The 26253-nt window shown below is 60.3% G+C and carries 37 protein-coding genes and 1 tRNA gene; 19 read left to right on the top strand and 19 right to left on the bottom strand.

Going from position 1 to position 26253, the window contains the following annotated elements:
• The first annotated feature begins 65 nt into the window (after positions 1-65).
• Both NCT32_RS05490 and NCT32_RS05485 read left to right on the top strand, forming a co-directional pair.
• Positions 66-524 carry a hypothetical protein gene (locus NCT32_RS05490; protein ID WP_250489954.1) on the top strand — a complete coding sequence of 153 codons (459 nt, stop codon included), beginning with the start codon at positions 66-68 and terminating at the stop codon, positions 522-524.
• Positions 521-1300, top strand: coding sequence for a DUF1828 domain-containing protein (locus NCT32_RS05485; protein WP_250489953.1), 780 nt, complete (start codon positions 521-523; stop codon positions 1298-1300). The genes NCT32_RS05490 and NCT32_RS05485 overlap by 4 nt, the downstream gene beginning before the upstream one ends.
• A 49-nt stretch (positions 1301-1349) precedes the next feature.
• On the opposite strand, the gene NCT32_RS05480 is transcribed toward NCT32_RS05485, so the two are convergent.
• Positions 1350-1574: a hypothetical protein gene (locus tag NCT32_RS05480; protein ID WP_250489952.1), complete on the bottom strand. Its 225-nt coding sequence runs from the start codon at positions 1572-1574 to the stop codon at positions 1350-1352.
• Between the two features lie 501 nt (positions 1575-2075).
• Between NCT32_RS05480 and NCT32_RS05475 the strand changes: the two genes are divergently transcribed.
• Genes NCT32_RS05475 through NCT32_RS05460 form a run of 4 tightly spaced genes read left to right on the top strand, consistent with a single transcriptional unit; the run spans position 2076 to position 2707 of the window.
• On the top strand, positions 2076-2216 hold the full coding sequence (locus NCT32_RS05475) for a hypothetical protein (protein ID WP_250489951.1): 141 nt from the start codon (positions 2076-2078) through the stop codon (positions 2214-2216).
• 11 nt (positions 2217-2227) lie between these two features.
• Positions 2228-2398 (top strand): hypothetical protein, encoded by a 171-nt coding sequence (locus tag NCT32_RS05470; protein ID WP_250489950.1) that lies wholly within the window; start codon positions 2228-2230, stop codon positions 2396-2398.
• Complete coding sequence (locus NCT32_RS05465; protein ID WP_250489949.1) at positions 2395-2535, top strand: hypothetical protein; 141 nt, start codon at positions 2395-2397, stop codon at positions 2533-2535. Before NCT32_RS05470 ends, NCT32_RS05465 begins: the two co-directional genes overlap by 4 nt.
• A gap of 22 nt (positions 2536-2557) precedes the next feature.
• Positions 2558-2707: a hypothetical protein gene (locus NCT32_RS05460; protein ID WP_250489948.1), complete on the top strand. Its 150-nt coding sequence runs from the start codon at positions 2558-2560 to the stop codon at positions 2705-2707.
• Positions 2708-2785: 78 nt separating this feature from the next.
• Here NCT32_RS05460 and NCT32_RS05455 read toward each other — a convergent pair whose 3' ends face one another.
• Positions 2786-3082 (bottom strand): hypothetical protein, encoded by a 297-nt coding sequence (locus tag NCT32_RS05455; RefSeq protein WP_250489947.1) that lies wholly within the window; start codon positions 3080-3082, stop codon positions 2786-2788.
• A 581-nt stretch (positions 3083-3663) separates the two neighbouring features.
• On the opposite strand from NCT32_RS05455, the gene NCT32_RS05450 reads away from it, so the two are divergent.
• From NCT32_RS05450 to NCT32_RS05410, 9 genes are all read left to right on the top strand, one after another.
• The gene (locus NCT32_RS05450; RefSeq protein WP_250489946.1) at positions 3664-3858 is read left to right on the top strand and encodes a hypothetical protein; all 195 of its coding nucleotides are present in this window, start codon (positions 3664-3666) and stop codon (positions 3856-3858) included.
• A 43-nt stretch (positions 3859-3901) separates the two neighbouring features.
• Entirely contained in the window at positions 3902-4165 is a 264-nt protein-coding gene (locus NCT32_RS05445) for a hypothetical protein (protein ID WP_250489945.1), read from the top strand.
• 11 nt (positions 4166-4176) lie between these two features.
• Positions 4177-4443, top strand: a complete 267-nt coding sequence (locus NCT32_RS05440; protein ID WP_250489944.1) for a hypothetical protein — start codon at positions 4177-4179, stop codon at positions 4441-4443.
• Between the two features lie 29 nt (positions 4444-4472).
• On the top strand, positions 4473-4772 hold the full coding sequence (locus NCT32_RS05435) for a hypothetical protein (protein WP_250489943.1): 300 nt from the start codon (positions 4473-4475) through the stop codon (positions 4770-4772).
• On the top strand, positions 4769-4966 hold the full coding sequence (locus NCT32_RS05430; RefSeq protein ID WP_250489942.1) for a hypothetical protein: 198 nt from the start codon (positions 4769-4771) through the stop codon (positions 4964-4966). The genes NCT32_RS05435 and NCT32_RS05430 overlap by 4 nt, the downstream gene beginning before the upstream one ends.
• 201 nt (positions 4967-5167) lie before the next feature.
• Positions 5168-6394, top strand: coding sequence for a DNA cytosine methyltransferase (locus tag NCT32_RS05425; protein WP_250489941.1), 1227 nt, complete (start codon positions 5168-5170; stop codon positions 6392-6394).
• Positions 6391-7263 carry a hypothetical protein gene (locus NCT32_RS05420; RefSeq protein ID WP_250489940.1) on the top strand — a complete coding sequence of 291 codons (873 nt, stop codon included), beginning with the start codon at positions 6391-6393 and terminating at the stop codon, positions 7261-7263. The genes NCT32_RS05425 and NCT32_RS05420 overlap by 4 nt, the downstream gene beginning before the upstream one ends.
• On the top strand, positions 7260-8174 hold the full coding sequence (locus NCT32_RS05415; RefSeq protein WP_250489939.1) for a hypothetical protein: 915 nt from the start codon (positions 7260-7262) through the stop codon (positions 8172-8174). The genes NCT32_RS05420 and NCT32_RS05415 overlap by 4 nt, the downstream gene beginning before the upstream one ends.
• Positions 8167-8442 carry a hypothetical protein gene (locus NCT32_RS05410; protein WP_250489938.1) on the top strand — a complete coding sequence of 92 codons (276 nt, stop codon included), beginning with the start codon at positions 8167-8169 and terminating at the stop codon, positions 8440-8442. The genes NCT32_RS05415 and NCT32_RS05410 overlap by 8 nt, the downstream gene beginning before the upstream one ends.
• A gap of 5 nt (positions 8443-8447) precedes the next feature.
• Here NCT32_RS05410 and NCT32_RS05405 read toward each other — a convergent pair whose 3' ends face one another.
• Positions 8448-9056: a DNA ligase gene (locus NCT32_RS05405; protein ID WP_250489937.1), complete on the bottom strand. Its 609-nt coding sequence runs from the start codon at positions 9054-9056 to the stop codon at positions 8448-8450.
• 4 nt (positions 9057-9060) lie between these two features.
• Positions 9061-9285, bottom strand: coding sequence for a hypothetical protein (locus tag NCT32_RS05400; protein ID WP_250489936.1), 225 nt, complete (start codon positions 9283-9285; stop codon positions 9061-9063).
• Between the two features lie 180 nt (positions 9286-9465).
• Here NCT32_RS05400 and NCT32_RS05395 point away from each other — a divergent pair, with 180 nt between their 5' ends.
• From NCT32_RS05395 to NCT32_RS05380, 4 genes are all read left to right on the top strand, one after another.
• The gene (locus NCT32_RS05395; RefSeq protein ID WP_250489935.1) at positions 9466-9714 is read left to right on the top strand and encodes a DUF4224 domain-containing protein; all 249 of its coding nucleotides are present in this window, start codon (positions 9466-9468) and stop codon (positions 9712-9714) included.
• Complete coding sequence (locus tag NCT32_RS05390; protein WP_250489934.1) at positions 9711-10838, top strand: tyrosine-type recombinase/integrase; 1128 nt, start codon at positions 9711-9713, stop codon at positions 10836-10838. The genes NCT32_RS05395 and NCT32_RS05390 overlap by 4 nt, the downstream gene beginning before the upstream one ends.
• A 263-nt stretch (positions 10839-11101) precedes the next feature.
• Entirely contained in the window at positions 11102-11356 is a 255-nt protein-coding gene (locus tag NCT32_RS05385; protein WP_061120071.1) for a hypothetical protein, read from the top strand.
• A 127-nt stretch (positions 11357-11483) separates the two neighbouring features.
• Positions 11484-11840, top strand: coding sequence for a hypothetical protein (locus NCT32_RS05380; protein ID WP_143756384.1), 357 nt, complete (start codon positions 11484-11486; stop codon positions 11838-11840).
• On the opposite strand, the gene NCT32_RS05375 is transcribed toward NCT32_RS05380, so the two are convergent.
• From NCT32_RS05375 to NCT32_RS05305, 15 genes are all read right to left on the bottom strand, one after another.
• Positions 11830-12429 carry a short chain dehydrogenase gene (locus tag NCT32_RS05375; RefSeq protein WP_061120073.1) on the bottom strand — a complete coding sequence of 200 codons (600 nt, stop codon included), beginning with the start codon at positions 12427-12429 and terminating at the stop codon, positions 11830-11832. The genes NCT32_RS05380 and NCT32_RS05375 overlap by 11 nt on opposite strands.
• Before the next feature lie 171 nt (positions 12430-12600).
• Entirely contained in the window at positions 12601-12981 is a 381-nt protein-coding gene (locus tag NCT32_RS05370) for a MerR family transcriptional regulator (RefSeq protein ID WP_061120074.1), read from the bottom strand.
• 87 nt (positions 12982-13068) lie between these two features.
• Positions 13069-13473, bottom strand: a complete 405-nt coding sequence (locus NCT32_RS05365) for an integration host factor subunit alpha (RefSeq protein WP_061120075.1) — start codon at positions 13471-13473, stop codon at positions 13069-13071.
• Positions 13474-13538: 65 nt separating this feature from the next.
• The gene (pheT, locus tag NCT32_RS05360) at positions 13539-15971 is read right to left on the bottom strand and encodes a phenylalanine--tRNA ligase subunit beta (RefSeq protein WP_061120076.1); all 2433 of its coding nucleotides are present in this window, start codon (positions 15969-15971) and stop codon (positions 13539-13541) included.
• A gap of 79 nt (positions 15972-16050) precedes the next feature.
• Entirely contained in the window at positions 16051-17064 is a 1014-nt protein-coding gene (gene pheS, locus NCT32_RS05355; RefSeq protein WP_061120077.1) for a phenylalanine--tRNA ligase subunit alpha, read from the bottom strand.
• A gap of 202 nt (positions 17065-17266) precedes the next feature.
• Positions 17267-17626 carry a 50S ribosomal protein L20 gene (gene rplT / locus NCT32_RS05350; protein ID WP_008350196.1) on the bottom strand — a complete coding sequence of 120 codons (360 nt, stop codon included), beginning with the start codon at positions 17624-17626 and terminating at the stop codon, positions 17267-17269.
• A 28-nt stretch (positions 17627-17654) separates the two neighbouring features.
• Positions 17655-17852 (bottom strand): 50S ribosomal protein L35, encoded by a 198-nt coding sequence (rpmI, locus tag NCT32_RS05345; RefSeq protein WP_006052501.1) that lies wholly within the window; start codon positions 17850-17852, stop codon positions 17655-17657.
• Positions 17853-18087: 235 nt separating this feature from the next.
• Complete coding sequence (gene infC / locus NCT32_RS05340; protein WP_075583873.1) at positions 18088-18615, bottom strand: translation initiation factor IF-3; 528 nt, start codon at positions 18613-18615, stop codon at positions 18088-18090.
• Positions 18616-18662: 47 nt separating this feature from the next.
• Positions 18663-20570: a threonine--tRNA ligase gene (gene thrS, locus NCT32_RS05335; protein ID WP_061120147.1), complete on the bottom strand. Its 1908-nt coding sequence runs from the start codon at positions 20568-20570 to the stop codon at positions 18663-18665.
• 294 nt (positions 20571-20864) lie between these two features.
• Positions 20865-20941, bottom strand: a tRNA-Val gene (locus NCT32_RS05330).
• Between the two features lie 96 nt (positions 20942-21037).
• On the bottom strand, positions 21038-23260 hold the full coding sequence (locus tag NCT32_RS05325) for a bifunctional (p)ppGpp synthetase/guanosine-3',5'-bis(diphosphate) 3'-pyrophosphohydrolase (protein ID WP_061120078.1): 2223 nt from the start codon (positions 23258-23260) through the stop codon (positions 21038-21040).
• A gap of 35 nt (positions 23261-23295) precedes the next feature.
• Positions 23296-23649, bottom strand: a complete 354-nt coding sequence (locus NCT32_RS05320) for a RidA family protein (RefSeq protein WP_250489933.1) — start codon at positions 23647-23649, stop codon at positions 23296-23298.
• Between the two features lie 62 nt (positions 23650-23711).
• Entirely contained in the window at positions 23712-24632 is a 921-nt protein-coding gene (locus tag NCT32_RS05315) for an alpha/beta fold hydrolase (RefSeq protein WP_061120080.1), read from the bottom strand.
• 212 nt (positions 24633-24844) lie between these two features.
• The gene (locus NCT32_RS05310; protein ID WP_061120081.1) at positions 24845-25486 is read right to left on the bottom strand and encodes a CoA transferase subunit B; all 642 of its coding nucleotides are present in this window, start codon (positions 25484-25486) and stop codon (positions 24845-24847) included.
• Positions 25487-25488: 2 nt separating this feature from the next.
• Positions 25489-26193, bottom strand: a complete 705-nt coding sequence (locus tag NCT32_RS05305) for a CoA transferase subunit A (RefSeq protein WP_061120082.1) — start codon at positions 26191-26193, stop codon at positions 25489-25491.
• Between the last annotated feature and the right edge of the window lie 60 nt (positions 26194-26253).

Here is a 26253-nt window from a genome sequence, read left to right as displayed (position 1 = left end):
GGTGCGTAGAGGCAGCGCGGAGCTCTCTGTGATGCTTCGTCTAAAAGACTAAGAAAATTTGACGTATGGTCGACGATCTCCCGACTGACGAAGCCGAAGCTTTACTGAACCTCATCAAGTTCGGCGACACGACTTCTGGCTGGGAATGGGCAGAGGAAATTGCCGGAGTTGCGACCTGTGCGTTCGGAGTAACGGACTCCGACGGTCGTCGGATCCAAGGCGTTACAGCCGAACTCTTCGTCAAATACGGAAGCCGACCGCCTTCCACGCATTTCAGGTTCACGATCTTCAAGAAAGAGTATCGCGTCCGGAGGCGTGTATATCAGCTCGACATCCTCCAGAACGGCCGGAAGCGAAGAGACGCACATGGGCTCCCGCATGAACATGTAGGGCAGGAACGCCGTCCAGGCGATTCACAATGGATCGATTTCCGTTACTGCGATGCCTTGCAGTTGTTCTGCACCCGGACTAACCTTTGTCTGGCGCCAGAACTTCCGGATCCTTTTGAACTCGTACTGTCATGAACACCTCCTCTCAATGTCAGAGCATATGTGAAGACCTTGGCTTCGGCTGCGAGGTATTGGGGACGGGGCCCGACGCGATCATGGCGCTTGAAACGCCGTTTGGATTCTCAGATGGCGCCCCGTTCGTCATCTATGCCGAGAAGCTCGTAAACACCGTTAGATTCTTTGACTCGAGCGAGACTCTCTTCCACGCAATGGGGCGTGGCATCAAATCCTTCCACGTACGGAGGTATCAACCGCTCAAGTCGATTGCGAAAAAGCACGGTGTGTTCGTCAACGAGTCTGGCGAAATCGAGGGTTACTTCCCCCCGGACAAAATGGCGTTCGGATTCGCACGATACATCAGCGCCCTCCTGGACTTCGCAAAGTGGGAGGATGAGTACGTTGGCGTCGATTTATCTGAGCGTGACGGTCAGTTGGTCAATGAAACCAAGATGTACATGGCACTTCTTTTCCCGGGCAAACCGATTGCTCCGAGCTTGGTGACTATGAAGGGGCTGTCCGGAAAGGTGTATGGCTTCGATCTAGACCAAGATGGAACGCAGATCGACGCCATCTCCGCCCACCCGAACGCGGCCTCCGCCGAGTTGTACAAACTCGTCGACCTTAGTGAGAGAAGCAGCACCACTGCTACCAAGGTCACTGTCGTTATTGACGACAGGGGAACCGCTGCAGAGCAAGCCAAGCAAGAACTAGCAGTCATCGGACAGTACGCTGAAACTTGGCCGATGACCAAGCTTATACACGCGGCGGCTCAGTCTAAGGCTTCCGGCTGATCGATCGAACTCCATTCTTGTAGACCCGCTTCGGCGGGTCTTTTCTTTTCTACCTTTCCTGACGCCACGAAAACACGACCGGCTCCTCAACCGCCACGCGTTTAGCGTTCAACGCACGCAGCTCGTCGCGGATCTCTTCCATAAGTTGGATGCGGTCAGGGATCCGCCAGTACCAGAGCACTCCCTCGCGTACCCATAGCAAGAACTCCCGCAACGCCAGGAGCAGCACCGCAAATAGTGCGACGCCGACGGCAATCCATATCGCGGTCCACATATTCCCTCCACTGTTTCGTCCGATTGTATCGACCTCGGCGCCGCGCTCAACAAGCGGTGCCCCGCGCTGTTACAAATTTATTCGCATCCGTATAAACATTTGTTTTGACATTGTCTAAACGTATGTTTATGATTCGACCATGCGCTGAACGAAGCGCTCCGTGGTAACCGGGGAGCCCTGATCTCAGGGCACTGAGTGTCACTCGCAGTGCCTTGTACTCAGGGTTTCTCTCCCGCTAAATAATGCGCCGAATGACCGGCGCGGCGCCCGCGTGGCGATGCTCTTTGACAATTCGCGGATAAAAGGTGTCACGGCCAATAGGCCCGAGCGCACGCATGTCCATCCTGCCGCATGAGTAGCTGAAAGTGCAGAAATGTCACGTCGGAGAGCCCGACGTTGATTCCGAAAGGCGCCCAGTGACCTTGGCGCGGTAAAGGTCGCAGTAGCTTATCCAAGGCGCTTTCAATGAGAGCGCCGTGGCCAAGCACATGGAGACCAAAAATGTCCCAAGCAGCACAAGATCTGCTCGAGCTGCGCCGACTCGCCGAAGGCGGCGCTGGCGCTCTCACCGAACACCTGTTGCGCGAGACCGCGCTAAACATCATCGCGCCGGGCGTCGAAGACGAACGGATCGGCGGATAAGGGGATCGACGATGAACCGCGCACTCAACGACAACGCCCTGCTGCACGTCGCGCGGCTGGAGCGCGTCGACCAACTCTACAGCAGCATCCTGAAGACGTCGATGATCGCCGGATTGACCGGCGGCGGAGTCGGCTGCTTCTGGTATCTCGTCGTCGCCCTTCGAGCTGGAGTCTTCGCATGAAGCCGATCAAGCCAATGGCGCTCTGGAAGATCTGGGCGATCAGCGTGATCGTCGCCGGCGTCTATCTCGCAGTCTGCGCGGAGCTCGACTATCGCGCGGCTCACTTCGAACGCTGCGCAGTCGTTCACTGCGCGTAACGTGATCCCGAAAAGGCTCACCATGAACATTTATCAGGTAGTAGTCCTTCTGTTTGTGGTGTCGATGGTTGCCGCAATCGCGCTAGTGCGCGGCGCAGATCTCCGCGCCAAGCGTCACTTCGACGAGATCGAGCAGAAGAAGAAGCGCATCCGCTGGCCGGCGGCGCAATGAGTTCCAACCACCCGCGTGCCGGCGCGTAATCCGGCCGTCTGACTTGATGACGTCGCACCCTGACCGTGATGGGTAGGCCTACTGAGAACGACGGACGCTGTCTTCGCCGACCGAATAGAAGTTCCTGAAGTCGGCCCGAAGGACTTTAATTGGCGAATTCATGCCGGTCATTACCTTCCCGGTCGCCATGGAAACGATTCTTTGGAAATTGACTTGCAACGCTTGATTGTCGCCTGAAAGGGAACCGTCCGAACCAAAAACGTCGCCTAAGCATTCGCGTGTCACCTGAATTCGAAACGTCTTGTTGGCGATTCGTTGATTGAAGAAGAGGTCGCCTTCCAAGCGCAGCACGGGTAATTGAGGTGGTGCATTCATGAAGGAACGTCCTAAGTCGGTTATCAAATAGCGGAAGAGATTACACGAGACCGTTAAACAGTGATGCCGCATTGGGCCGGTGGATCCAATGGCGCAGCAGGTAACGCGGCTTGCGCAAGTCAACGTCTAAGCAACCTAGCGCGCCGACGAGCGTAGGCAGAACCGCGACTATAAGCGTCCTCTTCGGTAGGAAATCTAACCGCACTGTCGTGGCGGGCCTCGGTAACTTTGGGGCCGGTCAGGTCTATATCAACGACAGTGAAGGCGAAGCCGCCAATCTGAAGCGGATGTACCACGACGTGGTACTCATGATTTCCGACCTTAATCAAGCGCGCCATGGCGATTTCCTGCGGTAGACATACACGACGAGAAATCCATTGTGCGCTCTTTCGGAAGGCCAGAAACGAGAGATTAGGAAGGCCGCCGTTATTTCGGCGTCGAACAGCTGATAAAGAGGCAATTGTGAGCGAAAACGACTTTCGCATGCTTCACATTGAGGGACCGGACGACATCATCGCTGCGCTGGCCGCAATGCCCGAGCGCGACACGAAGACGATCGACATGTTCGAAGAGCAACGGTCATGACGGAGCGCATTGTCTGCCGCTGCCAGAAGTGCCGGAAGGAAACGCAGGTGTTCGGCTCGCGCTGGTGCGCCGACTGCCACTACCCGGGCATCGATCAGGACTGGGCGAGGTACGAAATGCTCGTCGCGGAAGGCTATCCGCGCTATCAGGCGCGAATCATGGCCGGTCTCGCCGATCCCGCCGAAGACTGACACACCCCCGGCCCTGCGCCGGATAACGATTAAAGAGGACAGCATGCGTATCAACGTCTACTCGCAGGAACTCACCGACGAGGTTCTGCTGATTGAGAAGGAATCGAACACTGGCCTAGTGTACAGCGCCGTGCAGATCATCCTTCACAGCAGCGACAAGCTGCACCATCCGCCGCAGGACGACGATCGCAGCGCCGTCACGTTCTGGCTGCCGAAGTCCGAGCACCGCCGCGAAGCTCTCGCGCTGGCCTTCGAAAACATGGCGAAGCTCGTGCGCAATGCACGCAGCGAAACGGGACTCGACTGATAGGAGGTAGCGTGAGCATCACAACCGAATCGAAGTCTTTTCACCTTTGTCTCGACGTGCGTGGCGCGCTGACGAACTGGAAGAACAAAGACTTCCGCGGCATGTTCAAGCATGACGACGGCCGAACGATGACGCCGGCCGAAGCAAAGGCCGAACTGCTCGAAGAGCTATCGCAAGGCCACAACTTCATTCCGTTCGGAACCTGCGACAACTTCGACCATAGAGAGCATGGCTGCCTCGGGCATCCCGTCGCCAAGGCAACCGGAGAGAAAGCATGAGATTCAAGATTGCGTGCAGACGCGGTGAATTGTTCGAGACGGTCGGCGACCCGATCGAGTTGCCGAACACAGACGGCGAACTCTTTGTCGTGCATTTCAACCCGCTCTTCAGGAATGACTTCTCGGATGAGTACGTCGTCGCCGTACCCGCCAGCGAGTCCGAGTTGTTCCGCGTGACTCACGTTGAAACCGGCTTTCGAGTGGCCGGCGGAGACACGATCGACGAGGCCATTGAGCGCGCGACGGCAAAGCTCATCGACAAAGGTGCGGCGGGCTGGCAGAGAGCACTTCGGCGCGCACGTGAGGAACGCGGCGCGCAGCCCGCATGATTCGCCTATCCCACCCCTACCTCGCGCTGCTCGAAGCACTCGACAAGCTCGGCCGCGCGAAGAAAGCCACTGACGCACTGGTTCACGCCGCTTGCGTGGCCTTCGTGGAAGTGCTCTCGAACATAACAGGAGAGCGCGTCACGGTCGTTATTGGACAGGCTGTTATTGCACGGGGTTCGCATGCCAAAACATAACGGCGAGTTCTACCCGCACTCGCACTGCACCGTACCGAGCGGGGATTGCTTCACGGCAGGAAGGTGCCTTGGATCATGCACCGCCAAGAAGAAACGCGATCAGGAAGAGCGAATCGAGATGCTCGAACAACGGGTTCTTGATTTGGAGCGCGCGCTGTACTCCGCGTTACATGGACAGGTTGTTATTGCACGAGGATCGAAATGAAATTTGGAAGCGTGTGCAGCGGCATTGAAGCAGCGAGCTGCGCCTGGCATCCGCTCGGCTGGCAAACGCAGTTTGTCAGTGAGATCGAGCCGTTTCCGTCCGCCGTGCTCGCGCACCACTATCCGACCGTGACGAATCACGGCGACATGACCAAGTTCAAGGATTGGCCTGATGCAACTCTCGATCTTCTCGTCGGCGGAACTCCCTGCCAAAGCTTCAGCGTCGCCGGACTCCGAAAGGGACTGGCTGATCCGCGTGGCAACCTCATGCTCACCTATCTTGCCATTGCTGCACGATTCGCTCCCCGCTGGCTGGTCTGGGAAAACGTCCCCGGTGTCCTGTCTTCAAACGGCGGACGGGATTTTGGCACCCTGCTCGGAGGGCTGGCAGAACTCGGGTATGGGTTCGCCTACCGCATTCTTGACGCTCAATTCTTCGGAGTGGCCCAGCGACGCCGCCGTGTGTTCGTTGTCGGACATCTTGGAGACTGGCGACGTGCCGCAGCGGTACTTTTTGAGCGCGAAAGCCTGCTCGGGCATCCTGCGCCGCGCCGGGAATCGCGGCAAGGAATTGCCAAGACCCTTAGCGCACGCACTAAGGGCGGTGGCGGACTCGGTACCGACTTCGAATGCGATGGCGGCCTGATCGCTCACTCGCTGCGCGGTGAAGGGTTCGATGCCAGCGAGGACGGAACTGGACGCGGCACGCCGCTCGTGCCATGCCAGCCATACACGCTTGCTATTCGCGGTCGTGACGATGGCCATCAACTTGAGTACCTCCAAGACGGCACGGCGAACGCGATCCTGACGCCAAACGGCGGGCGCGGCGGCATCGGAGTTGGAGCAGTCGCCTTCGACCTTCAGCAGATCACCAGCGCCGAGAATCGGTCGCGCGTTGCGCCCGGCCCAACGCCGACGCTGACGAAAGGAAGTGCTTTGCACGCGATCGCCGATACCCTGACGAGCTCGTGGCACAACTCGAACGGCGCAAGCGCCGGAAACAACGCAGGCGTCATCAATCCGGTCTTTCATGGATCGGCCGTGCGCCGCCTGACGCCGCGCGAATGCGAGCGCCTGCAAGGCTTCCCCGACGACTACACGCTGATCAACGTGCGCGGCAAGTCTGCCGCAGACGGTCCGCGCTACAAGGCGCTCGGCAACAGCATGGCCGTGCCGGTGATGCGCTGGATCGGGAATCGAATTGACCAAGTGGAGATGCAATGACGAACGAACAGGAAGAATTCGATGCATGGCGGCTTCGATTCGCGCGCGACATGACGCAGGACGAGCTCGTGATGGCTCGCGGAGCTTGGAACGCCCGCGCCGCTCTCGCCACCCCCGCACCTCTCTCAGATGAACCGGTGGCGAAGCTCGCGGTTTGGTATGGCTCGATGCCTGAAAGCAACGGTAAGAGCAATTGGACGGCGATTCTGCATAACGGCGACATTAGTCGAGGCATCACGCTTGACCGCTCGGAATACCCCGACCGCGTGCGCTATGAGGCAGACCGGGTGCGTTGGCTGATCGGGGAACTTGACAAGGAACCGTGGATTCTCGACTACGACGCGGACAAGCACAGCGGTTACGCCGCCCCTCCCGCCACTCCGAGCGACAAGCAAGAGGCTTCGCATCATTGGGGCCGAGACGGCGATCGGTGCATTAAGTGCGGCGACAAGGACTGGATGGCTAATGAGTCGTGCAGTCAGCGCCTCATCAAACCGAGCGACAAGCAAGAACCATTTGCATGGATGCGACCTGATGTACTCGACCGTCTTAAAAGCACAATTGCCTATTCGGCGGGGACGGAGCTTCTCAAGAATCGGAAAGATGGCTATGTGCCGATTTACGCCACCCCTCCCGCACCTCTCGCCCAGTCCGCAGAGCAAGACTTCGAATCAGTGTGGGAAAAGGCGCGTGTAATGGATGAGACGACTAAAACAATGGCTCGTTTTATCTGGAATTCAGCCCGTCAGTCCGCAGAGCAAGACAGGATTGATGCGGAGCGGTGGCGAAATGCCCGCCAGCTTCAGCGGCGACCGGATGAATACGACGCTTATATCGACAGGCAACGAGCCAAGGGAGCGAGCAAATGACAAACGAAGAAATCGACGCGCTCTGGAATGAATGCTGGTCAAACGACGAGACGAATACGCCGCGTCAGGTGCAGATAGACTTCGCCCGCGCCCTCGAATCCCGCGTATTGGCGGAGAGGAACAAGCCCGAAGATCAAGAGCGTTCACTCGAAGCCAAAGTAACGGAAGGCTTCGATGTGTCGAAACTGAAGCATGAAGACAACTGCAGGTGGTGGCAAGACGAAACGTTTTGCACATGTGGCGCAGATCAAGCGGAGCTTTGCAAGCGGTGGAAAGCTCATGCTTTGTACTGGAAAAACGTATCCGGCGGGTACGAAAAAATGTGGGCTGAAGAGTCAAACCGCCTCCTAATCGCCAATGCATGTTGCGAACGCCTGATGAGTGCATGCACGGACGCGGGCTGTCCGGACGGCGTTCGAATGGATGACTGGATTCGCGCGAATGTCAGCGTATTGGCGGAGAGGAAGCCGAGCGTCGGCGCGCATCTGTGGATGCCTGTCGAAATTGCGGAACCGACGAAAGCACCGCAGGACTTTGGCGACCGCAAGTCGTATGCCTTCAAAGCGCCGGACGCTGGTGAGCATGACCCGTGGTATGTCGTGCTCCCGAACATGCACGCGCTGAAACTTGGCTACCACGCAGACGACGCGATCGATCGCCAGCACGCCGAGTTCATTGCCGCCGCGATCAACCGTGCTCTCGCCCACCCCACGCCGGATGATGCAAAGGACGCGGCGCGCTATCGGATCATAAAAAATGGCTTGCCAGATGATGAGCTTCAAGACATTGCAATCGTCGTTGCCGGTGATCTAGGTCTGAGCGTCTCATACATGAAGTCTGCTGAATCGATGCTCGACGCCGCCATCGACCGAGCAAGGCAATCCGGGGAGGAATCAAATGGCAATGGCTGACTATCGACTGTGCGATGTGTGCGACGGGAAAGCGTTCTACGACTCGAATCTTGACTATGAGTTCGTCGGGCAAAGCAGTTGCGGCGGAGAGAAGATCACGCCTGACGACTGCACCCGCGTAGTTGGAGAGCCGCCCACAGAGTTTTTCGGCTACAAGCTCCAATATCTCGGCGACTGGGCGGTGCTGTGCAAGAACTGCGCGAAGACGCACAAGTGCGTCATCGTCCCGCTGCAAGACGCGCAGAGCGGCGAGGAGAAGCGAGGGTGACGCACCTAACTCTTGCCCCAACCGAGCGCCTCGCGGCGGCTGTAGTCCGGGTTCTTGACCTTGATCCAATCGCGGGACCGGCCGGACTGATACGGCGCGTCGAGCCGCTTGGCGACCATACCTTCGAGGTCATGCGCGGCAGCTTGCTCGAACACCCAGCGTCCTTCGCCGACTATGCCGGTGGCGACGATCATCGTCTTCGTATCGTCGAACAGGTCGCGAAGGTGACGTTTGCGCTCGTCGAGCGGCAGGCCGCGGAGATCTTCGTCGCCGATACAGAGCGCATCGAAGAAATAGAGCCGCGCCGGATGGCGGGCAGCAGCAGCGCGCACGGCGCCGGGCGTCTTCGTGACAGCGCGGCGGCGCAGCCATTCGAACGACGACCTGCCGTTTGGCTCGTCGACCGTCAGCTCAGCGTCGAGAACGAAATCGCCTGGGATGCCCGCCACCGCATCAACCACGTCGGGAAACGAGCCGCCCAGCTGATTGCAGTTTCGGCTCAAGAGTTCAACCAGGCCGCCCGACTTGCGCACGAGGCAGCGGTATCCGTCGTATTTGAGCTCGAAGATCCAGTTCGCATCTTTGAACGGGCGCTTCCCGAGCGTGGCCAGCATCAAGTCACTGCATTGAATGCTCGGCAAGGGCATCGGTTCGACGTCTCCACGCAGACAGGAAGGCGAGCTTCGCCCATGCAAACGCATCGGCCCCGACATTCTCCTTCCGGAGGCCGGTGTATGCGCAGAAGTATTCGAAGTCCTCTTGCCCTGTGTGGCCACGTTCGTTACGCGGCGGCAGCGCGCTTGAAACGAGTTCGAGCAGTTCGTGAGGGTTTCCGTAGCTCATGGCTGTCTCCTACGACCTTGACTGCCTCTCAGCAACGCGCGGGCCAGGTTTAGCCCGTAAAAATGCACCGAAGAATTCACGCGCGCCACGGCGCGCTTTTTCATGGGGTTCGCCCTACAAGTATGACGCAACACATCAACGAGTTCCTGCGCGTTTCGCGCGAATACCTGGAGTGCCCAAATGCATAGCCGATTGATGGAATTGGCCGACCTGAAGCGCGTCACCGGGAAGACGCGCTATTCGAAGCAGGCAGAGTGGTTCAAGACGACGTTCGGCGTCGACGTGCCGCGCGACGGCAATGGCGCCATCGTCATGACGTGGCAGACGTTCGAGGCGCTCAACGCGAAGCGCGCGGGCGTCGCTGGTGACGTGTCGACAGCTGCGGCGAAGCCGCGCGTGTATCCGCTCCGCGGTAAGGCAGCAGCATGATGGCGCGCCGTCGCGACCGCATCGATGGCCTGCCGAACCGCGTCTATGAAAAGTCCGGCTCGTTCTACTGGGTGCGCAAAGACAACAAGTGGCTGAAGCTTTGCCGCGCCGACGAGGGTGAGCGGCGCATGCTCGAGCGACTCATCGAAGAGAAGCGCAGGTACGAGCCGTCCATCGGGTCTGGCAACATGCCGCGCCTCGTCGGCGAGTACATGGACAAGACAGCAGGCAAGTACGCCGAGACCTTCCGAGACGAGTGGACCCGCCGCGGCGAAGGCGTGCGCAGCTACTTCCGAGACTGGGATGTGCAGCAGCTCGACGCGGCCGCCGTGGAAGAGTTTTTGACGACGAACTGGCCGGACAAGCTGCCGACGCAGCGCGCGATGAAGGCGTGGCTCTCGAAGTTTTGCGGCTGGGCTGTGCGCAAGCGCGAGATAGCGGTGAATCCGTGCCGCGAGGTCGAGGTGAAGAAGCCGAAGACGCGGAAGGTGTATATCCCCGACGCCGCCTTCCTCGCGATCCGTGACGCGCTGATGCTATCGAAGCCGCATCCAAACACCGGCAAGCGCGCGATTGTCCCGACTGGCCCGATGATGCAGTGCTTCATCGACCTCTGCTATCTCACCGCCCAGCGCTCGACGGAAATTCGCAATCTTCGCTGGTCGTTCGACGAGAGCAATCCATTCGGGTGCAGCTACGTCGACCGCGAGAACGGCGTTATTCACTTCGTGCCGTCCAAGACGGAGGACTCAAGCGGCGAGATGGTGGACTGGCCAATCACGCCTGAGATTGACGCCGTGCTCCAACGCGCGAAGCTGCTCGAACCAGCGTTCGGGCAGACGTACGTGATCCGCGACAAGCGCGGCAACGCCAAGACCGACCAGTCCGTGCGCGATGCATGGGAAGGCGCAATGGAGCGCGTAGGCCTCGCGAAGGCGCCCTACACGATCAAGGACATCCGCGCGAAAGCGATCACCGACGCGAAGAAAGCTGGGTATGACATCGACGCTCTTCAGACCGCCGCAGCGCACACGGATCGATCGACGACCGAGGGCTACATCAAGCAGCGCGAGGTGCCCGTTTCGACTATCCGCCTCGCCCTACCCGCTGTAAAATCCGCCTGAAATTTTTCTAATATTTTGTGGCTGGCTAGCCGCAGAGCCGCGCCAGAGCTTGCTCGTTTCTTGAGCATTTCCTTAGAAAGCTGGTTTGCAACTCATTGAGCGTAAAGCGATAAATCGTCTGAACGTTGCTGCATGGGGTGCAGGTGGTCGGAGGTTCAAATCCTCTCGCCCCGACCAGGAATCAAAGGCTCTCCGGCTTCTGGCCGGAGAGCCTTTTTCTTTGTCCGTCCCAAGCCATCGTATTCATAAAACGAGCAAGAACAATGGCATACAACAAGCTCAACAACCCACGCGCATTTCCCGGCAACAGCAATTACGGCATGTCATTGCGAGACTACTTCGCGGGCCAGGCGCTGGCTGGCGAAATGGCTGGCGAAAGACTTTCCGGCGACGCGTCACCCGCGGTCCTCGAACAGCGCGCCCAACTCTACTACCGTCTGGCTGATGCAATGCTCAAGGTCCGCGCCGAAGAGGAGACTTTGACCAACGCGACCGCGATGATGGGCTTAAGCATCTGACACCGCTCGTCACATGGGGATTACCGGCGCTCAGCCCACCCTTTATTCAGACGTAAAAACGGAAAAAACACTTGTGTGTCAGTGATTTAAGGCCTAATGTTAAGGTGCCACATAAGGAACGGCGCTTATGCCTTCGTCTGTCTCGACGTCCGCGCAACAGCGGCGCATCCAATCCGGTCGACCCTGCTCCGCCTTGCACGCGGAAGTCGCTCGCTGGTTCGATCCGGCGAGCCGCGCACGCGTCACGAGGTTCGGGCGCATCTATCCCGGCGGCAGCCGCTATGTGTGTGTGAGCGCCACCAGGCCAGGCCGATGCTTCGCGCTCTACTTCTTCCACCACGGCACTGACGACTGGCGCATCTATCCGCCCTGGGGCGTCGGGCCGAGCATCGTCTATTGGTCAATCAACGTGAAGATGCCTGTCTCCCGCTCCGAGGCCACGGTCGGCCCGAAGCGGCGCATTCGCGCGGGCATCAAGTCTTAGCCGCGGCCAGCGTCTGCCCGGTCATTGTCTCGTCGACGGCACGCCTATACACTTTGGCGACTTCCGCAGCCGCGATGCCTTGCGATCCATCCTTCCCCATCGAGACCAACGTTTCAGAGACCCATCCGGGACTTACGACGTTCACACGCAGCATGCCCTGCAACTCGAGCGCGGCCGCACGCACGAATCCTTCGACGCCCGCGTTCACGAGGCTCACGGCCGCGCTGCCGATCATCGGTGCTTGAGCGAGCGTGCCGCTCGTCAGCGTGACGGATCCGCCTTCATCGACGTGACCGACCGCGCAGCGCACGAGATTCACCTGCCCCATGAGCTTGTTCGCGAGGCTGAAGGCATAGTCGTCATCGGCGAGCGCGTCGAGCGGCGCGAACTTCGCAGCGCCGCCGACACACACGACAGCGCCGACCTTCCCGACTTTCTCGTACATCGCGACCATGCTCGCCTTGTCCGACAAATCGACCGCTACGTCCGAGCCCTTGCGGCTCGCGCTGATCACTTCGTGCCCGGGTTCGAGAATCCGCTTGATCTCCGTGCCCAACATTCCAGTTGCGCCAACGAGCAACACTCGCATAAGCCCTCCTGAGTCGATGTGATGAAGCCGCCGCGAACACGTCCCGTGCGGCAACGAGAAAAAAGCAAGGAACCATGCTACTGCCGTCGCTGGCGGCGCGCAGCGCGCGTCGTAGGGACGAAAAAAATGCCGCGACGAATCGCGGCATCATGGCGTGGATCACAGCGGCGTTCATCCGCCGAGAAGATCGATCACCTGAAGAATATCCTTGCGAAGCTGATCGACATCGACGCCCGGTTGCGCTTGCGCCGACGCCTGCGTTTCATCGAGCTCGGCTTCGTCGCCATTCGCGCGTCCTTGTGAATCGAGCCGGTTGCGCGCGCCGTTGATCGTGAAACCCTGTTCGTACAGCAACTCACGAATGCGCCGGATCAGCAAGACTTCGTGATGCTGATAGTAGCGGCGATTGCCCCGCCGCTTGACCGGCCTCAGTTGCGTGAACTCCTGCTCCCAATAGCGCAGCACGTGAGGCTTGACGCCGCACAACTCGCTGACTTCGCCAATCGTGAAGTAACGCTTGGCGGGGATCGGAGGCAAGACGACTTTTTCCATCGTCGATCAACCATCGTTATAAGTGATGTCGATTGAAGCGCGGCGGTCATGCAGCGCGGCGCGGGTCATTCGCGCGCCGCCGGGAGATCAGCGAGTGAGATCGGTCTCCGCTCCCGTTTCGACCAGCGCCTTCAGCTTCTGACTTGCATGAAACGTGACGACCCGCCGCGCGGCAATAGGAATGGCCTCGCCCGTCTTCGGGTTGCGGCCCGGACGCTGAGGCTTGTCGCGCAGCTGGAAGTTGCCGAAGCCCGACAGCTTGACGCTCTCGCCGCTCTCCAGCGCATCGCGGATGACTTCGAAGAAGGCTTCGACCATGTCCTTGGCTTCACGCTTGTTCAGACCGACGTGGTCGAACAGCATCTCCGCCAGTTCGGCTTTGGTGAGCGTCGGCGTGTCGCCGGGCGCGCTCGAGGTCGGGGTATCTCGGTTCATGGCGCTACGCTGCGCCGAAAGAAGGGCTTCGAAATCACTCGAGTTCATTTGGTTCATATCGGTAGAACGGCGCTTGCCACATTGAAGACTTGGCGATTGAGACGGAAAGGGCCAACTGCAGGCTATCCGCGTAACCGCGCGCCGTGTACTCGAGCCAGGCGATCCACCAGCGTTTTGATGGCCGTATCGACCGTTTCGTCCTGAAGCGTGCCGCCAGTATCTTGCAACGTTACACGGAAGGCAAGACTTTTCTCATGCACTCCCAAGCCACCGGAAGTATTTGATTTTGGACGAAATTCATCGAAAAGCGCAACCCGCGTAACGTGCCTGCAAGCGTCCTCCGAGCGGGCACTTTCGAGCTCGTCCAAGAGCGCCTGAACCGGGACGTGTTGATCCACGACAATTGCGATATCGCGTCGCACGGGCGGGAATTTCGACACCTCGGATGGCGCGGGGAGCGCGCGATCCATCAGCGCGTCCGCGTCGATTTCGAAGAGGATCGGCGGGTTCGGCAGGTCATACTTCTGCAGCCAGCGCGGATGCAGTTCGCCGATCCAGCCGACCGCGTGCCCCGCCACTTCGATGCGCGCGCTGCGCCCCGGATGCAGCGCCGGATGCTCCGCCTTCACGAAGCGCGGCACGACCGGCGCGAAGAGCGCTTCGACATCGCCCTTCACGTCGAAGAAGTCGACATTGCGCGAAGCCGCGCCCCACTGCTCCTCGATCACCGGACCATACGCAAGAGCGCCGATCATCTTCGGCTGCGCGAAGCCTTCGACCGTCAGTTCGCCCGCCTTCACGGATGCATCGCGATGGAACACGCGACCCGCCTCGAACACGCGGATGCGGTCCGCGCGACGATTCAGGTTGTAGCGCAGCACTTCGATCAGGCTGCCGAACGTCGTCGTGCGCATGACCGAGAGCTGGCTCGCGATCGGGTTGAGCAGCCTGATCGGATTGTCGTTGCCGGCGAAGTCTTTCTCCCACTCGGCATCGACGAAACTGAAGTTGACCGTCTCCGAGTAATCGCGCGCGGCCACTTCATGGCGCAGCGTGTGGATCGAGCGCTTCGTTTCGTTCGTGATGCGCATCTCGCTGCGCGCAACCGGGGGGCGCGCCGGAATCTTCTCGAAACCGTAGATGCGCGCGACTTCTTCGATCAGATCTTCCTCGATCTCGATGTCGAAACGATACGGCGGCGGCGTAACCCTGAAAGTATCGCCGTCGCGCTCGAATGCGAGGCTCAGGCGCGTGAAGATCTGCGCGATTTCTTCGGCGCCAATCTCCACGCCGATGATTCGATGCGCGCGCGACACGCGCATCGACACCGGATTGCGCTCGGGTACGTTGATGATCTGGTCGTCGACCGGACCGGCTGCGCCGCCGCAGATGTCGAGGATCAGGCGCGAGATGCGTTCGATGTGCTCGACGGTCGTCGAGTAGTCGACGCCGCGCTCGAAGCGATGCGCCGCATCGGTCGAGAAGTTGTACTTGCGCGCGCGGCCGCGGATTGCATCCGGCCACCAGAAAGCGGCTTCGAGATAGATGTTGGTCGTGTCGAGCGACACGGCGGTGCTGTCGCCGCCCATGATGCCCGCGAGGCTTTCGAGATGGTGATCGTCCGCGATCACGCCGACGGTTTCATCGACCTCGATGGTATTGCCGTTCAGGAGCTTCAGCGACTCGCCCTTCTTGCCCCAGCGCACTTCCATCGCGCCGTGGATCTTGTCGAGATCGAACACGTGCGACGGACGGCCGAGCTCGAGCATCACGTAATTGGAGATATCGACGAGCGCGGAGATGCTGCGCTGGCCCGCGCGCTCGAGGCGCTCGACCATCCATTGCGGCGTCTTCGCGTGCGCGTTCACGCCGCGGATCACGCGGCCGGAGAAGCGGCCGCACAGATCGGGCGCCATGATCTTCACGGGCAGCTTTTCGTCGAGCTTCGTTTCGACCGCGGGCATGTCCGGTTGCTTCAGCGGTGCGCCGGTGATCGCGGCGGTCTCGCGCGCGACGCCGAACACCGACAGGCAATCCGCCTTGTTCGGCGTGAGCTTGATTTCGAACACGGTGTCGTCGAGGTTGAGCGCCTCGCGGATATCCTGACCGACCTTCGCATCGGCGGACAGGATCAGCAAACCGCTGTGATCCTCCGATAGCTTCAGCTCGCGCGCCGAACACAACATGCCCTGGCTATCGACACCGCGCAGCTTCGTGGGCTTGATCGCGAACGGCTCGCCGCCCGGCTCCGCCGGAGGCAGCACCGCGCCGATGAGCGCCACTGGCACCTTGATGCCCGGCGACACATTCGGCGCGCCGCACACGATGTTCAACTGCTCGCCCGTGCCAACGTCGACCTGACAGACATTGAGCTTGTCGGCATTCGGATGCTTGGCGACTTCGAGCACTTGCCCGACGACGATCTTCGTGGTCGGCGGCGCGACCGGGCGCAGGTCTTCGACTTCGAGACCGGCCATCGTCAGCGCGTGCGCGAGTTCATCGGTGGAGAGCTTGGGATCGACGAAACTGCGGAGCCAGGATTCTGGGAATTGCATGTGTGTCTACGTTCGAAATGTTTGGAGTCTCGTCCGGCTTCCCGTTGGAGCGCCGGACGCCGCAGGCAAGGCCGCCGCGTTACGCGAACTGGCGCAGGAAACGCAGATCGTTCTCGAAAAACAGACGCAGATCCTGCACGCCATAGCGCAGCATCGTCAGGCGCTCGAGCCCGCTACCGAATGCGAAGCCGATATAGCGCTCAGGATCGAGGCCCATGTTGCGGATGACGGTCGGGTGAACCTGACCCGAGCCGGAGATTTCCAGCCATTTGCCCGCGTTCTTGCCATGCTCGAACATCATGTCGATTTCGGCAGACGGCTCCGTGAACGGAAAGTACGACGGACGAAAGCGCACGAGAATGTCGTCGCGCTCGAAAAATTTCTTCAGGAAATCGGTGTAGACGCCCTTCAGGTCCGCGAAGCTGATGTTTTCTTCGATCCACAGGCCTTCGACCTGGTTGAACATCGGCGAGTGCGTAGCGTCGCTATCCACCCGATACGTGCGGCCCGGCACGATCACCTTGATCGGCGGCTTGTTCATGCGCGCGTAGCGCACCTGCATCGGGCTCGTGTGCGTGCGAAGCAGCAGCGGCCGGCCATCGGCGTCCTTGCCGTCAACGTAGAACGTGTCCTGCATCGAGCGCGCCGGATGGTTCTCCGGGCTGTTCAGTGCGGTGAAGTTGTACCAGTCGGTTTCGATCTCTGGACCGTCGGCCACGTCGAAGCCGATCGTGCGGAACACTTGCTCAACGCGCTCCCACGTGCGCATCACAGGATGCAGCGTGCCCACTCCCGCGCCGCGTCCCGGCAGCGTGACGTCGATCGCTTCGGCCGCGAGACGCTGGTTCAGCAACGCGTCCGCGAGCGCCTGACGGCGCGCGTTCAACGCGGCTTCGACCTGCTGCTTCGCCTGATTGATGCGCGCGCCTTCGGTCTTCTTCGCTTCCGGGTCGAGTTTGCCCAATCCCTTCAGCAACTCGGTCAGCGCACCGGACTTGCCGAGAAACCGGGCCTTCTCGTTTTCGAGCGTGGTGGTATCGGTGGCGTGTTCAAAGGCGCTCTTCGCGTCGGCGACAATCTGGTCCAGATCCATTGATCCCATCTTTTAACGTCGAAATTCAATCTGAGGTTCGGTTTTGCTCATCCACGCTTCACGAAGCGCGTGCCAATCGCGAGGATAAGCAAAACCGTCCGACCAACAAAAACGGGGCTCGGTGAGAGCCCCGTTTTCTGCCTTCCGCCGCCGTCAACGACCTGGCGACGAAGAGGCGAACCACGCAGTACTAATTTCGCAATTAGGCTGCAACGGCGGCTTTCACCTGCTTCACGATCGCAGCAAAAGCAGCCTTGTCGAACACAGCCATGTCAGCCAGAACCTTGCGGTCGAGTTCGATCGATGCCTTCTTCAGGCCGTTGATGAACACGCTATAGGTCATGTCGTGCTGACGCACCGCCGCGTTGATACGCGTGATCCACAGTGCGCGGAACACACGCTTCTTGTTGCGGCGATCGCGGTAGGCGTACTGGCCTGCGCGCATGACCGCCTGCTTGGCGATGCGATAGACGTTATTGCGACGGCCGCGGTAACCCTTGGCCAGACGGATGATCTTCTTGTGACGGGCCCGTGCGGTAACCCCACGTTTTACTCGAGGCATGTTGCGCTCCTATGAGTTTAAGTTGAGGTTAGGCGAACGGCAGCATCGCGCGGACGGAGTTCAGATCGGAATCGTGAACGGCCGTCGAGCCACGCAGATGGCGTTTGTTCTTGGTGGTTTTCTTGGTAAGAATGTGGCGCTTGAAGGCCTGACCGCGCTTGACGGTACCGCCCGGACGCACCACGAAGCGCTTTGCAGCACTCTTCTTGGTCTTCATCTTCGGCATGAAACAACTCCAGTTTATTAGATGGTCATGGGTGTGCGGCTGATCCGTCGATGCGGCCGACGAACCCCTTCCCGCCCTTCGAAACCCACGCTCCACTTATGTGCAAACGGCTCAGTGAAGAACCGCCGCCTTTCATGAGCGCCGCCACCGAAGCGGCGACGCCCTGAAACTTCCGACAATGCCGCGCCAGCCGCCTTGTGACGGCGCGCGATCCATCGCCTTACCGCTTTTGCGCTTACTTACCCTTTTTCTTCGGGGCAAGCACCATGATCATCTGGCGCCCTTCCATCTTCGGCATCTGCTCGACCTGGCCAAATTCGTCCAGATCGGACTTCAGGCGTTCGAGCATACGCATGCCGATTTCCTGGTGCGCCATTTCACGGCCGCGGAAACGCAACGTGATCTTCGTCTTGTCGCCGTCTTCGAGGAAGCGCGTAAGGTTGCGCAGCTTGACGTTGTAGTCACCGTCATCGGTGCCGGGGCGGAATTTTACTTCCTTCACCTGCACGATCTTCTGCTTCAACTTCGCTTCGTGTTGCTTCTTCGCTTCCGAATACTTGAACTTTCCGTAGTCCATCAAACGGCAGACAGGCGGTGACGCCTGCGGCGCGATTTCGACGAGATCCACGTCGAGCTGTTCCGATTGACGGAACGCTTCGGCGAGCTTCACGATTCCGAGCGGCTCGTTGTCCACTCCGACCAAGCGCACTTCCGGCGCGGTAATTTCACCGTTGATGCGATGTGACGACTTATCAGTAGCGATGTTACGTTTCCTCTAAAAATGAAAAAACAAGCCGCGCTGCGAGTGACTTACTTGAACGCCCGCACTTCCTGCTGCAGACGTTCGAGGAATGCGTCGACCGGCATCACGCCCAGATCGACACCGCCACGAGCACGCACGGCTACGGTTTGCGCATCACGCTCCTTGTCGCCGACGACCAGCAAATACGGCACCTTTTGCAGCGTGTGCTCGCGTATTTTATAGCTAATCTTCTCGTTGCGCAAATCCGACTCGACTCTAAGCCCTTGTTTTTGCAACGATTGGGCCAGATTACCCGCATATTCAGCCTGACTTTCGGCAATATTCAGCACGACGGCCTGGATCGGCGCGAGCCACGGCGGCATTGCGCCGGCATGATGCTCGATCAGGATGCCGAGGAATCGCTCCATTGATCCGACGATTGCGCGGTGGAGCATCACCGGACGGCGGCGGCTGTTGTCTTCCGCGACGTACTCGGCGCCCAGACGCTCCGGCAGCACCATATCGAGCTGCAGCGTGCCGCATTGCCACGAGCGGCCGAGCGCGTCCTTGATGTGATATTCGATTTTCGGACCGTAGAACGCGCCTTCGCCGGCGAGTTCCTCCCACTTGAGACCGCACGCGGTCAGCGCCTCGCGCAAGCCCTGCTCCGCGCGGTCCCAGATTTCATCGGTGCCGGCACGTTGATCGGGGCGCAGCGACAGCTTGATGTCGATGTGATCGAACCCGAAATCCTTGTACACGCTCATCGCGAGCGTATTGAAGGCGATCGATTCCGCGATGAACTGATCTTCGGTGCAGAAGATATGCGCATCGTCCTGAACGAAACCGCGCACGCGCATCAGGCCATGCAGCGCGCCCGACGGCTCGTTGCGATGGCATGAGCCGAACTCCGCGTAACGCAGCGGCAGATCGCGATACGAACGCAGACCATGGTTGAACACCTGAACGTGACCCGGACAGTTCATCGGCTTGATCGCGTAGTCGCGCTTTTCCGACTCGGTCGTGAACATGTTTTCACGATAGTTCTGCCAATGGCCCGACGCTTCCCAGAGCGAGCGGTCCATCACCATCGGGGTCTTGATTTCGAGGTAACCGGCCTCGTTCACGCGGCGGCGCATGTACTGCTCGACCTGCTGCCACAGCGACCAGCCCTTGGGATGCCAGAACACCATGCCCGGCGCTTCGTCCTGCAGATGGAACAGGTCGAGTTGCTTGCCGAGCTTTCGATGATCGCGCTTCTCGGCTTCTTCGAGCATGTGGAGATAGGCGTCCTGATCTTCCTTTTTGGTCCACGCGGTGCCGTAGATCCGCTGAAGCTGCTCGTTCTTCGAATCGCCGCGCCAGTAGGCGCCGGCGACTTTCATCAGCTTGAAGACCTTCAGCTTGCCGGTGGACGGCACGTGCGGACCGCGGCACAGGTCGATGAAGTTGCCGTGCCCGTACAGACGGATTTCATCGCTTTCCGGGATGGACTCGATGATCTCTGCCTTGTAGTTTTCGCCGATGCTCTTGAAGTACTCCACCGCCTCGTTGCGCGAGACGACGCGGCGCGACACCGGCTCGTCCTTCTTCGCGAGTTCCTGCATGCGCTTTTCGATCTTCTCGAGATCTTCGGGGGTGAAGGGACGGTTGTACGAGAAGTCGTAATAGAAGCCGTTGTCGATGACCGGCCCGATGGTCACTTGCGCCTCGGGAAACAGATCCTTGACCGCATAAGCGAGCAAATGCGCGGTAGAGTGGCGCACGACATCGACGCCTTCCGGATCCTTGTCAGTGACGATGGCAAGCGACGAATCCTTGTCGATCAGAAACGAGGTATCGACGAGTTCGCCATTGAGCTTGCCGGCGAGCGCTGCCTTGGCAAGGCCCGCGCCGATCGATGCCGCGACTTCCGCGACGGTCACCGGGTGGTCGTATTGTCGGACCGACCCATCAGGCAAACGTACCGAAACCATATCGTTCTCCAAGACGCTGGCGCATGCCGAGCGATTCGATTTAAGCATTGCCGCGCGATTTCACTTCAAAAATCGCAAGGCAAAAAAAATGCGGCCCCGCTATCGAGGGGCCGCATTCACTTTTCACACATACCGCGAAACAATTTGGCAGAAGGCGAAATAGGTCCTCGACTAGCGTCGCTCCGAATTTGTTTCGGTCAACGTTCGAAGTGCCATTTATATTCGCCTTTTGCGCTAAGCGCTTCTTGCGGTTTGAAACTCCGCAAACCAGAGTTCGCCGAATTTCGTTTTCGTTGGTAGGCTCGATTGGACTCGAACCAACGACCCCCACCATGTCAAGGTGGTGCTCTAACCAGCTGAGCTACGAGCCTGAAAGAAGTGAGATTATATGGAGCGTTTCGGATCTTGGCAAGTGGTTATCTTCAGAAAAATCTAAAATATTCGCCGATCCGTTCAACGCCCAGCGATTACGCGCGACGCGACGCGCGAATCACACCCTGCACTTCATTGAGCAGCGTGCACGCGCGCTGAATCTGCGCCGCGCTCGACACTTCCACCGTAAACTGCATATAGGCGATATTCCTGCGGCTCTGGCTCTTTACGCCAATCACGTTGATCTTCTCGCGCGCGAACACTTCGGAGATATCGCGTAGCAAACCCTGCCGGTCCGCGGACTCCACCGAAAGATCCACCGGATATACCGACGAACCGCGTCCGTTCATCACATCGGCGGACCAGGTCGTGTGCAACACGCGCTCGGGCGAGCGCTGGGCCATGCGCTTGAACGTCGCGCAATCGCTGCGGTGAACCGACATGCCCTTGCCGCGCGTGATGAAGCCCGCGATCGGATCGGGCGGCGCAGGGCGGCAGCAGCGCGCGAGTTGCGTGAGCAACGCATCCACGCCCACGACGAGCACGCCCGTGGACGCGCCGTGCGCGACGCTTTGCCCGCTGCTGCGCTTCTCGAACTGCTCGGGCGCCTCCGGCTCCGGCTCGGGCGGCGGCGTGTCCGAAAGCGCTTGCTCGATGTTGCGCAGGCTGAACTCTTCCTTCGCGACGACCGCATAGAGATCTTCGGGTGTCTTGAAGCCAAGCTTCGTCGCGAGCTGCTCCAGGCTCACCGACGTCTTTCCCTCGCGCTGCAAAGTCTTTTCAACGATCGTGCGCCCCGCCGCGATGTGCTCCGCGGCATCGGCCGCGAGGAACCACGAGCGCACCTTCTGCCGCGCCCGTGCGCTGTGCAAATAGCCGAGCTGCGGATTGAGCCAGTCGCGCGACGGCCCGCCTTCCTTTACCGCGACGATCTCGACCGTCTGCCCGTTCTGCAGCGGCGTGTTGAGCGGCACCATCGCGCCGTCGACACGCGCGCCGCGGCAGCGATGCCCAAGCTCGCTGTGCAGGTGATACGCGAAATCGACGGCAGTAGCGCCCTGCGGCAGCGCGATCACGCGCGCCTGCGGCGTCAACACGTAAATATGATCGTCGTCGAGCGTGGCGTCGCGCAGATGTTGCCAGCCCGGCGGCTCGCCTTCGACGTCATCCTTCCACGCGAGAAGCTGACGCAGCCATGCAATCTTCTCGTCGTATTTCTCGCTCGCCGTCACCTGCCCCGCATAGCCGCGCGCGCCCGCTTCCTTGTAACGCCAGTGCGCAGCCACACCGTACTCGGCGAACTGATGCATTTCGTGGGTACGGATCTGCACTTCGAACGCGCGCCCGTCATCGCCGATCACGACCGTATGCAGCGACTTGTAGCCATTGGGCTTGGGACGTGAAATGTAGTCGTCGAATTCTCGCGGCACCGGTTGCCACAGGTTGTGCACGATGCCGAGCACGGTGTAGCAGTCCTTGATGTCGCCGACGATCACCCGAAACGCACGCACGTCGTTCAGTTCGGAGAAGTCGAGATGCTTGCCGCGCATCTTCTTCCAGATGCTGTAGATGTGCTTCGGCCGCCCGCTGACTTCCGCTTTGATGTGCGCGGTGTCGAGCTCTTTCTGCAATCGAGCGATTGCCTCGGTCACATACGTCTCGCGCTCGACGCGCCGCTCGTCGAGCAGCTTCGCGATGCGTTTGTACGTGACCGGATCCTCGAAGCGGAACGACAGATCCTCCAGTTCCCACTTCAGTTGCCAGATACCAAGGCGATTGGCGAGCGGCGCGTAGATCTCGAGCGTCTCCCGCGGCACGTCCGGCGAGGGATCGGTCTTGTGCGCGGCGTGATAACGCAACGTCTGCACGCGCGACGCGAGCCTGATCAAGACGACGCGTATGTCCTGAGCGAACGCGAGCAGCATCTTGCGCAGCGCCTCGACCTGCGCGCGGCGCGCGGCCTGCGCATCGCGCGTGTTCTCGGGCAATGCCGCGAGCGTCGCACGGGAACTGACCGAGCCGAGCCGCAAGAGCTTGCGCACATCGCCGACGAGCCGCTGCACTTCCGGGCCGAAGCGCTCGGCAATGACTTTCTCCGGATCATCGAGATGCGGCACCAGCACGAACAACGCCGCCGCCGCGATCGCATGCGAATCGACGTTGAGCGTCTGCATGATGCGCGCTGTGCCCGCCGCATGATCCGCCAGCAGTTCGCCCGTCGAGACCCGCGCATCCTTCGCGTGCTCGCGCACGAACGCGAGCGCGTCGTCGATGGACGGCTCGGGCAGCGTTTGGGCGGGGACGGCGGTCGCGGTCATGCGGGTATTGCCACTACTTCAGGCGAAGCGATGAATCAGCTGCGTTGCGCGGCGATCACGACGATTTCGACGAGGCACGCCGGATTGGCGAGCTTCGCCTCGACCGTCGCGCGCGGCGGCGTGTTGCCTTCCGCGACCCACGAGTCCCACACGGCGTTCATGCCGAGGAAGTGAATCATGTCCGAGATATAGATCTGCACCGAAAGCAGGTGCGACTTGTCGCTGTTCGCTTCCTCGAGCAAGCGGTCGATGTGGCCGAGCACTTCGCGCGTCTGGCCCGTAATGTCCTGGTCCGTGTCTTCTGCGATCTGGCCCGCGAGATATACCGTGCCGTTGTGGATGGCGGTTTCGGAGAGGCGCGGACCGACGTGATGACGAATGACTGCCATTGTGTGTTCCTGATCGATGAAGGGTGAAAAACGGGCACAAGCGACGTGCGCCCAGCCCGATATTATGCCCCGCTGTCGCTATTTTCGAGAAAGAACCCCCTGGCGACAGCGATTTGATCTTCGGCAAGAAATGCCGGCGCATGTCCCGCGCCGGGAATCTCGACGCTCGTCACGGCCTGACCTTTTTCGACCATTTGCGCGACCGTCTCGCGCGACAGCAGATCCGACGTCTCGCCGCGCACGACCAGCACCGGCGTCCTGATCGACGCAAGAGAGCGCCACAGGAACGCCTCGCCGGCCGCATTCTGCTCGTCCGTTGCCGACGTGAACGGCGTCGCGATGCCCGGGTCGTAGCGGAAGCCCCACGCGCCGTCGCGCTCGTGCAGCAGCGGCGTATTGATGCTCGTCCACTCCGCATCGGTCAGCGGCCCGAACGACGCCGCGAGCGCCGCCGCATGCCGCACGCCTTCATCGAGCGATGCGAAGCGCGCTGGCTTGCCGAGATAGTCGCCGATGCGCTGTAGCGCGATCGGCTCGATATGGGGCCCGACATCGTTGAGCAGCATCTTCCGGATGGGCGTATTCGGCAACCCGCCGAGCGCCATGCCGATGAGCCCGCCCATCGACGTGCCGAACCAGTCCACCGTCTCGACGTTCAGACGTGCGATCAGCGTGACCATGTCGGCGACGTATTGCGGCACCCCGTAATAACGCGGGTCGGCAAGCCAGTCGGAGAGCCCTCGTCCCACCACATCCGGGCACACCACGCGATAGTCGCGTGCGAACGCCTGCGCGAGCTTGTCGAAGTCACGGCCCGAACGCGTCAATCCGTGCACGCAAAGCAGCACGCGCGGATTCGCCGGATCGCCCCACTCCGTGTAAGCAATGCGATGCAGACCCGCCGGGCTCGCGCATTGCACGAAGCGCTGTCGCGGATCGCTCAAATCGGAATGCACGGGTTCGACGACGATGGGTGCGGTCATAGAGAGTTCCTCGTGGCAAGTGTCGAAACGATTGTAAAGCGCATCCCGTGGGTTCGAGCGGACGTTGGCCGGATGGACGACCCGCCTGCACGCAGCAAATACCGACGATCGGGCAAAAAAAGAAAACGGGCGAAGCTGCAAAAGCTTCGCCCGCCTGCAATCGGCTCCGAGCCGCGCTCACGCCGCGCAAGCGGCGTTCTGTCAGATCGCCATCACTTCACGCTCGTCACATCGAGCGGCGCGCCCGTTTTCTGCTGGATTTCCTCGGCGGTCACGCCGTCGGCCAGCTCGACCACCTTCAGCCCGGTGTCGGTGACGTCGATCACGCCGAGATCCGTGATGATGCGATCCACGACGCCCACGCCCGTCAGCGGCAACGAGCACTCTTCGAGGATCTTGTGCTGATCGCCCTTCGCGACATGCTCCATCAGCACGACGACGCGCTTCACGCCAGCGACGAGGTCCATCGCGCCGCCCATGCCCTTGATCATCTTGCCGGGGATCATCCAGTTGGCCAGATCGCCCTTCTTGCTGATCTGCATCGCGCCGAGGATCGCCAGGTTGATGTGGCCGCCGCGGATCATCGCGAACGAATCCGCCGACGAAAAGATCGACGAGCCGGGCAGCGTCGTCACCGTCTGCTTGCCGGCGTTGATGAGATCGGCGTCGACTTCGTCTTCATACGGCGACGGGCCGATGCCCAGCAAGCCGTTTTCCGACTGCAGCCACACTTCCATGCCTTCCGGCACGTGATTGGCGACGAGCGTCGGCAAGCCGATGCCGAGGTTCACGTAGAAGCCGTCCTGCAGTTCCTTCGCCGCGCGCGCGGCCATCTGGTCTCGAGTCCAAGCCATGATTACTCTCCTTTCGCGCGGACGATGCGTTGTTCGATGCGCTTTTCCGGATGCGCATTCAGGACGAGGCGTTGCACAAAGATGCCGGGCGTATGAATCATGTCCGGATCGAGTTCGCCCGTCTCGACGATCTCTTCCACTTCGGCCACGGTGATCTTGCCGGCCATCGCGCAGTTCGGGTTGAAGTTGCGTGCCGTGCGGCGATAAATCAGGTTGCCGGACTTGTCCGCCTTCCAGGCTTTCACGAGCGCGACATCGGCCGTCAGCGAATGTTCGAGCACGTAGTGGTTCTCGCCGAACTGGCGCGTTTCCTTGCCTTCCGCGATCACCGTGCCGAAGCCCGTGTTCGTGAAAAACGCCGGGATGCCCGCGCCGCCCGCGCGCAGTTTCTCGGCGAGCGTGCCTTGCGGCGTGAATTCGAGTTCGAGTTCGCCAGCGAGATATTGCCGCTCGAACTCCTTGTTTTCGCCGACGTACGACGAAATCATCTTCTTGATCTGGCGTGTCTCGAGAAGCAGACCCAGCCCGAAACCGTCGACGCCCGCATTATTGCTGATGCAGGTGATGCCCTTCACGCCCGTGTCGCGCAGCGCTTCGATCAGCGCCTCGGGAATGCCGCACAGCCCGAAACCGCCGACGGCGAACGTCTGCCCGTCCTTGACGATGTCCTCGAGCGCGGCTTTCGCGCTGGGATAGACCTTGTTCATCTCAATGTCCCTTCCATGTTGAACCAACTGAAAATCGGTTTTTTGACGCCGCGTTCGCGC

It is taken from the genome of Caballeronia sp. INML2 (assembly GCF_023631365.1).
GTDB lineage: Bacteria > Pseudomonadota > Gammaproteobacteria > Burkholderiales > Burkholderiaceae > Caballeronia > Caballeronia turbans.
Note: the sequence above shows the minus strand (reverse complement) of the source record. Positions and strands in the feature narration are given on the sequence as shown.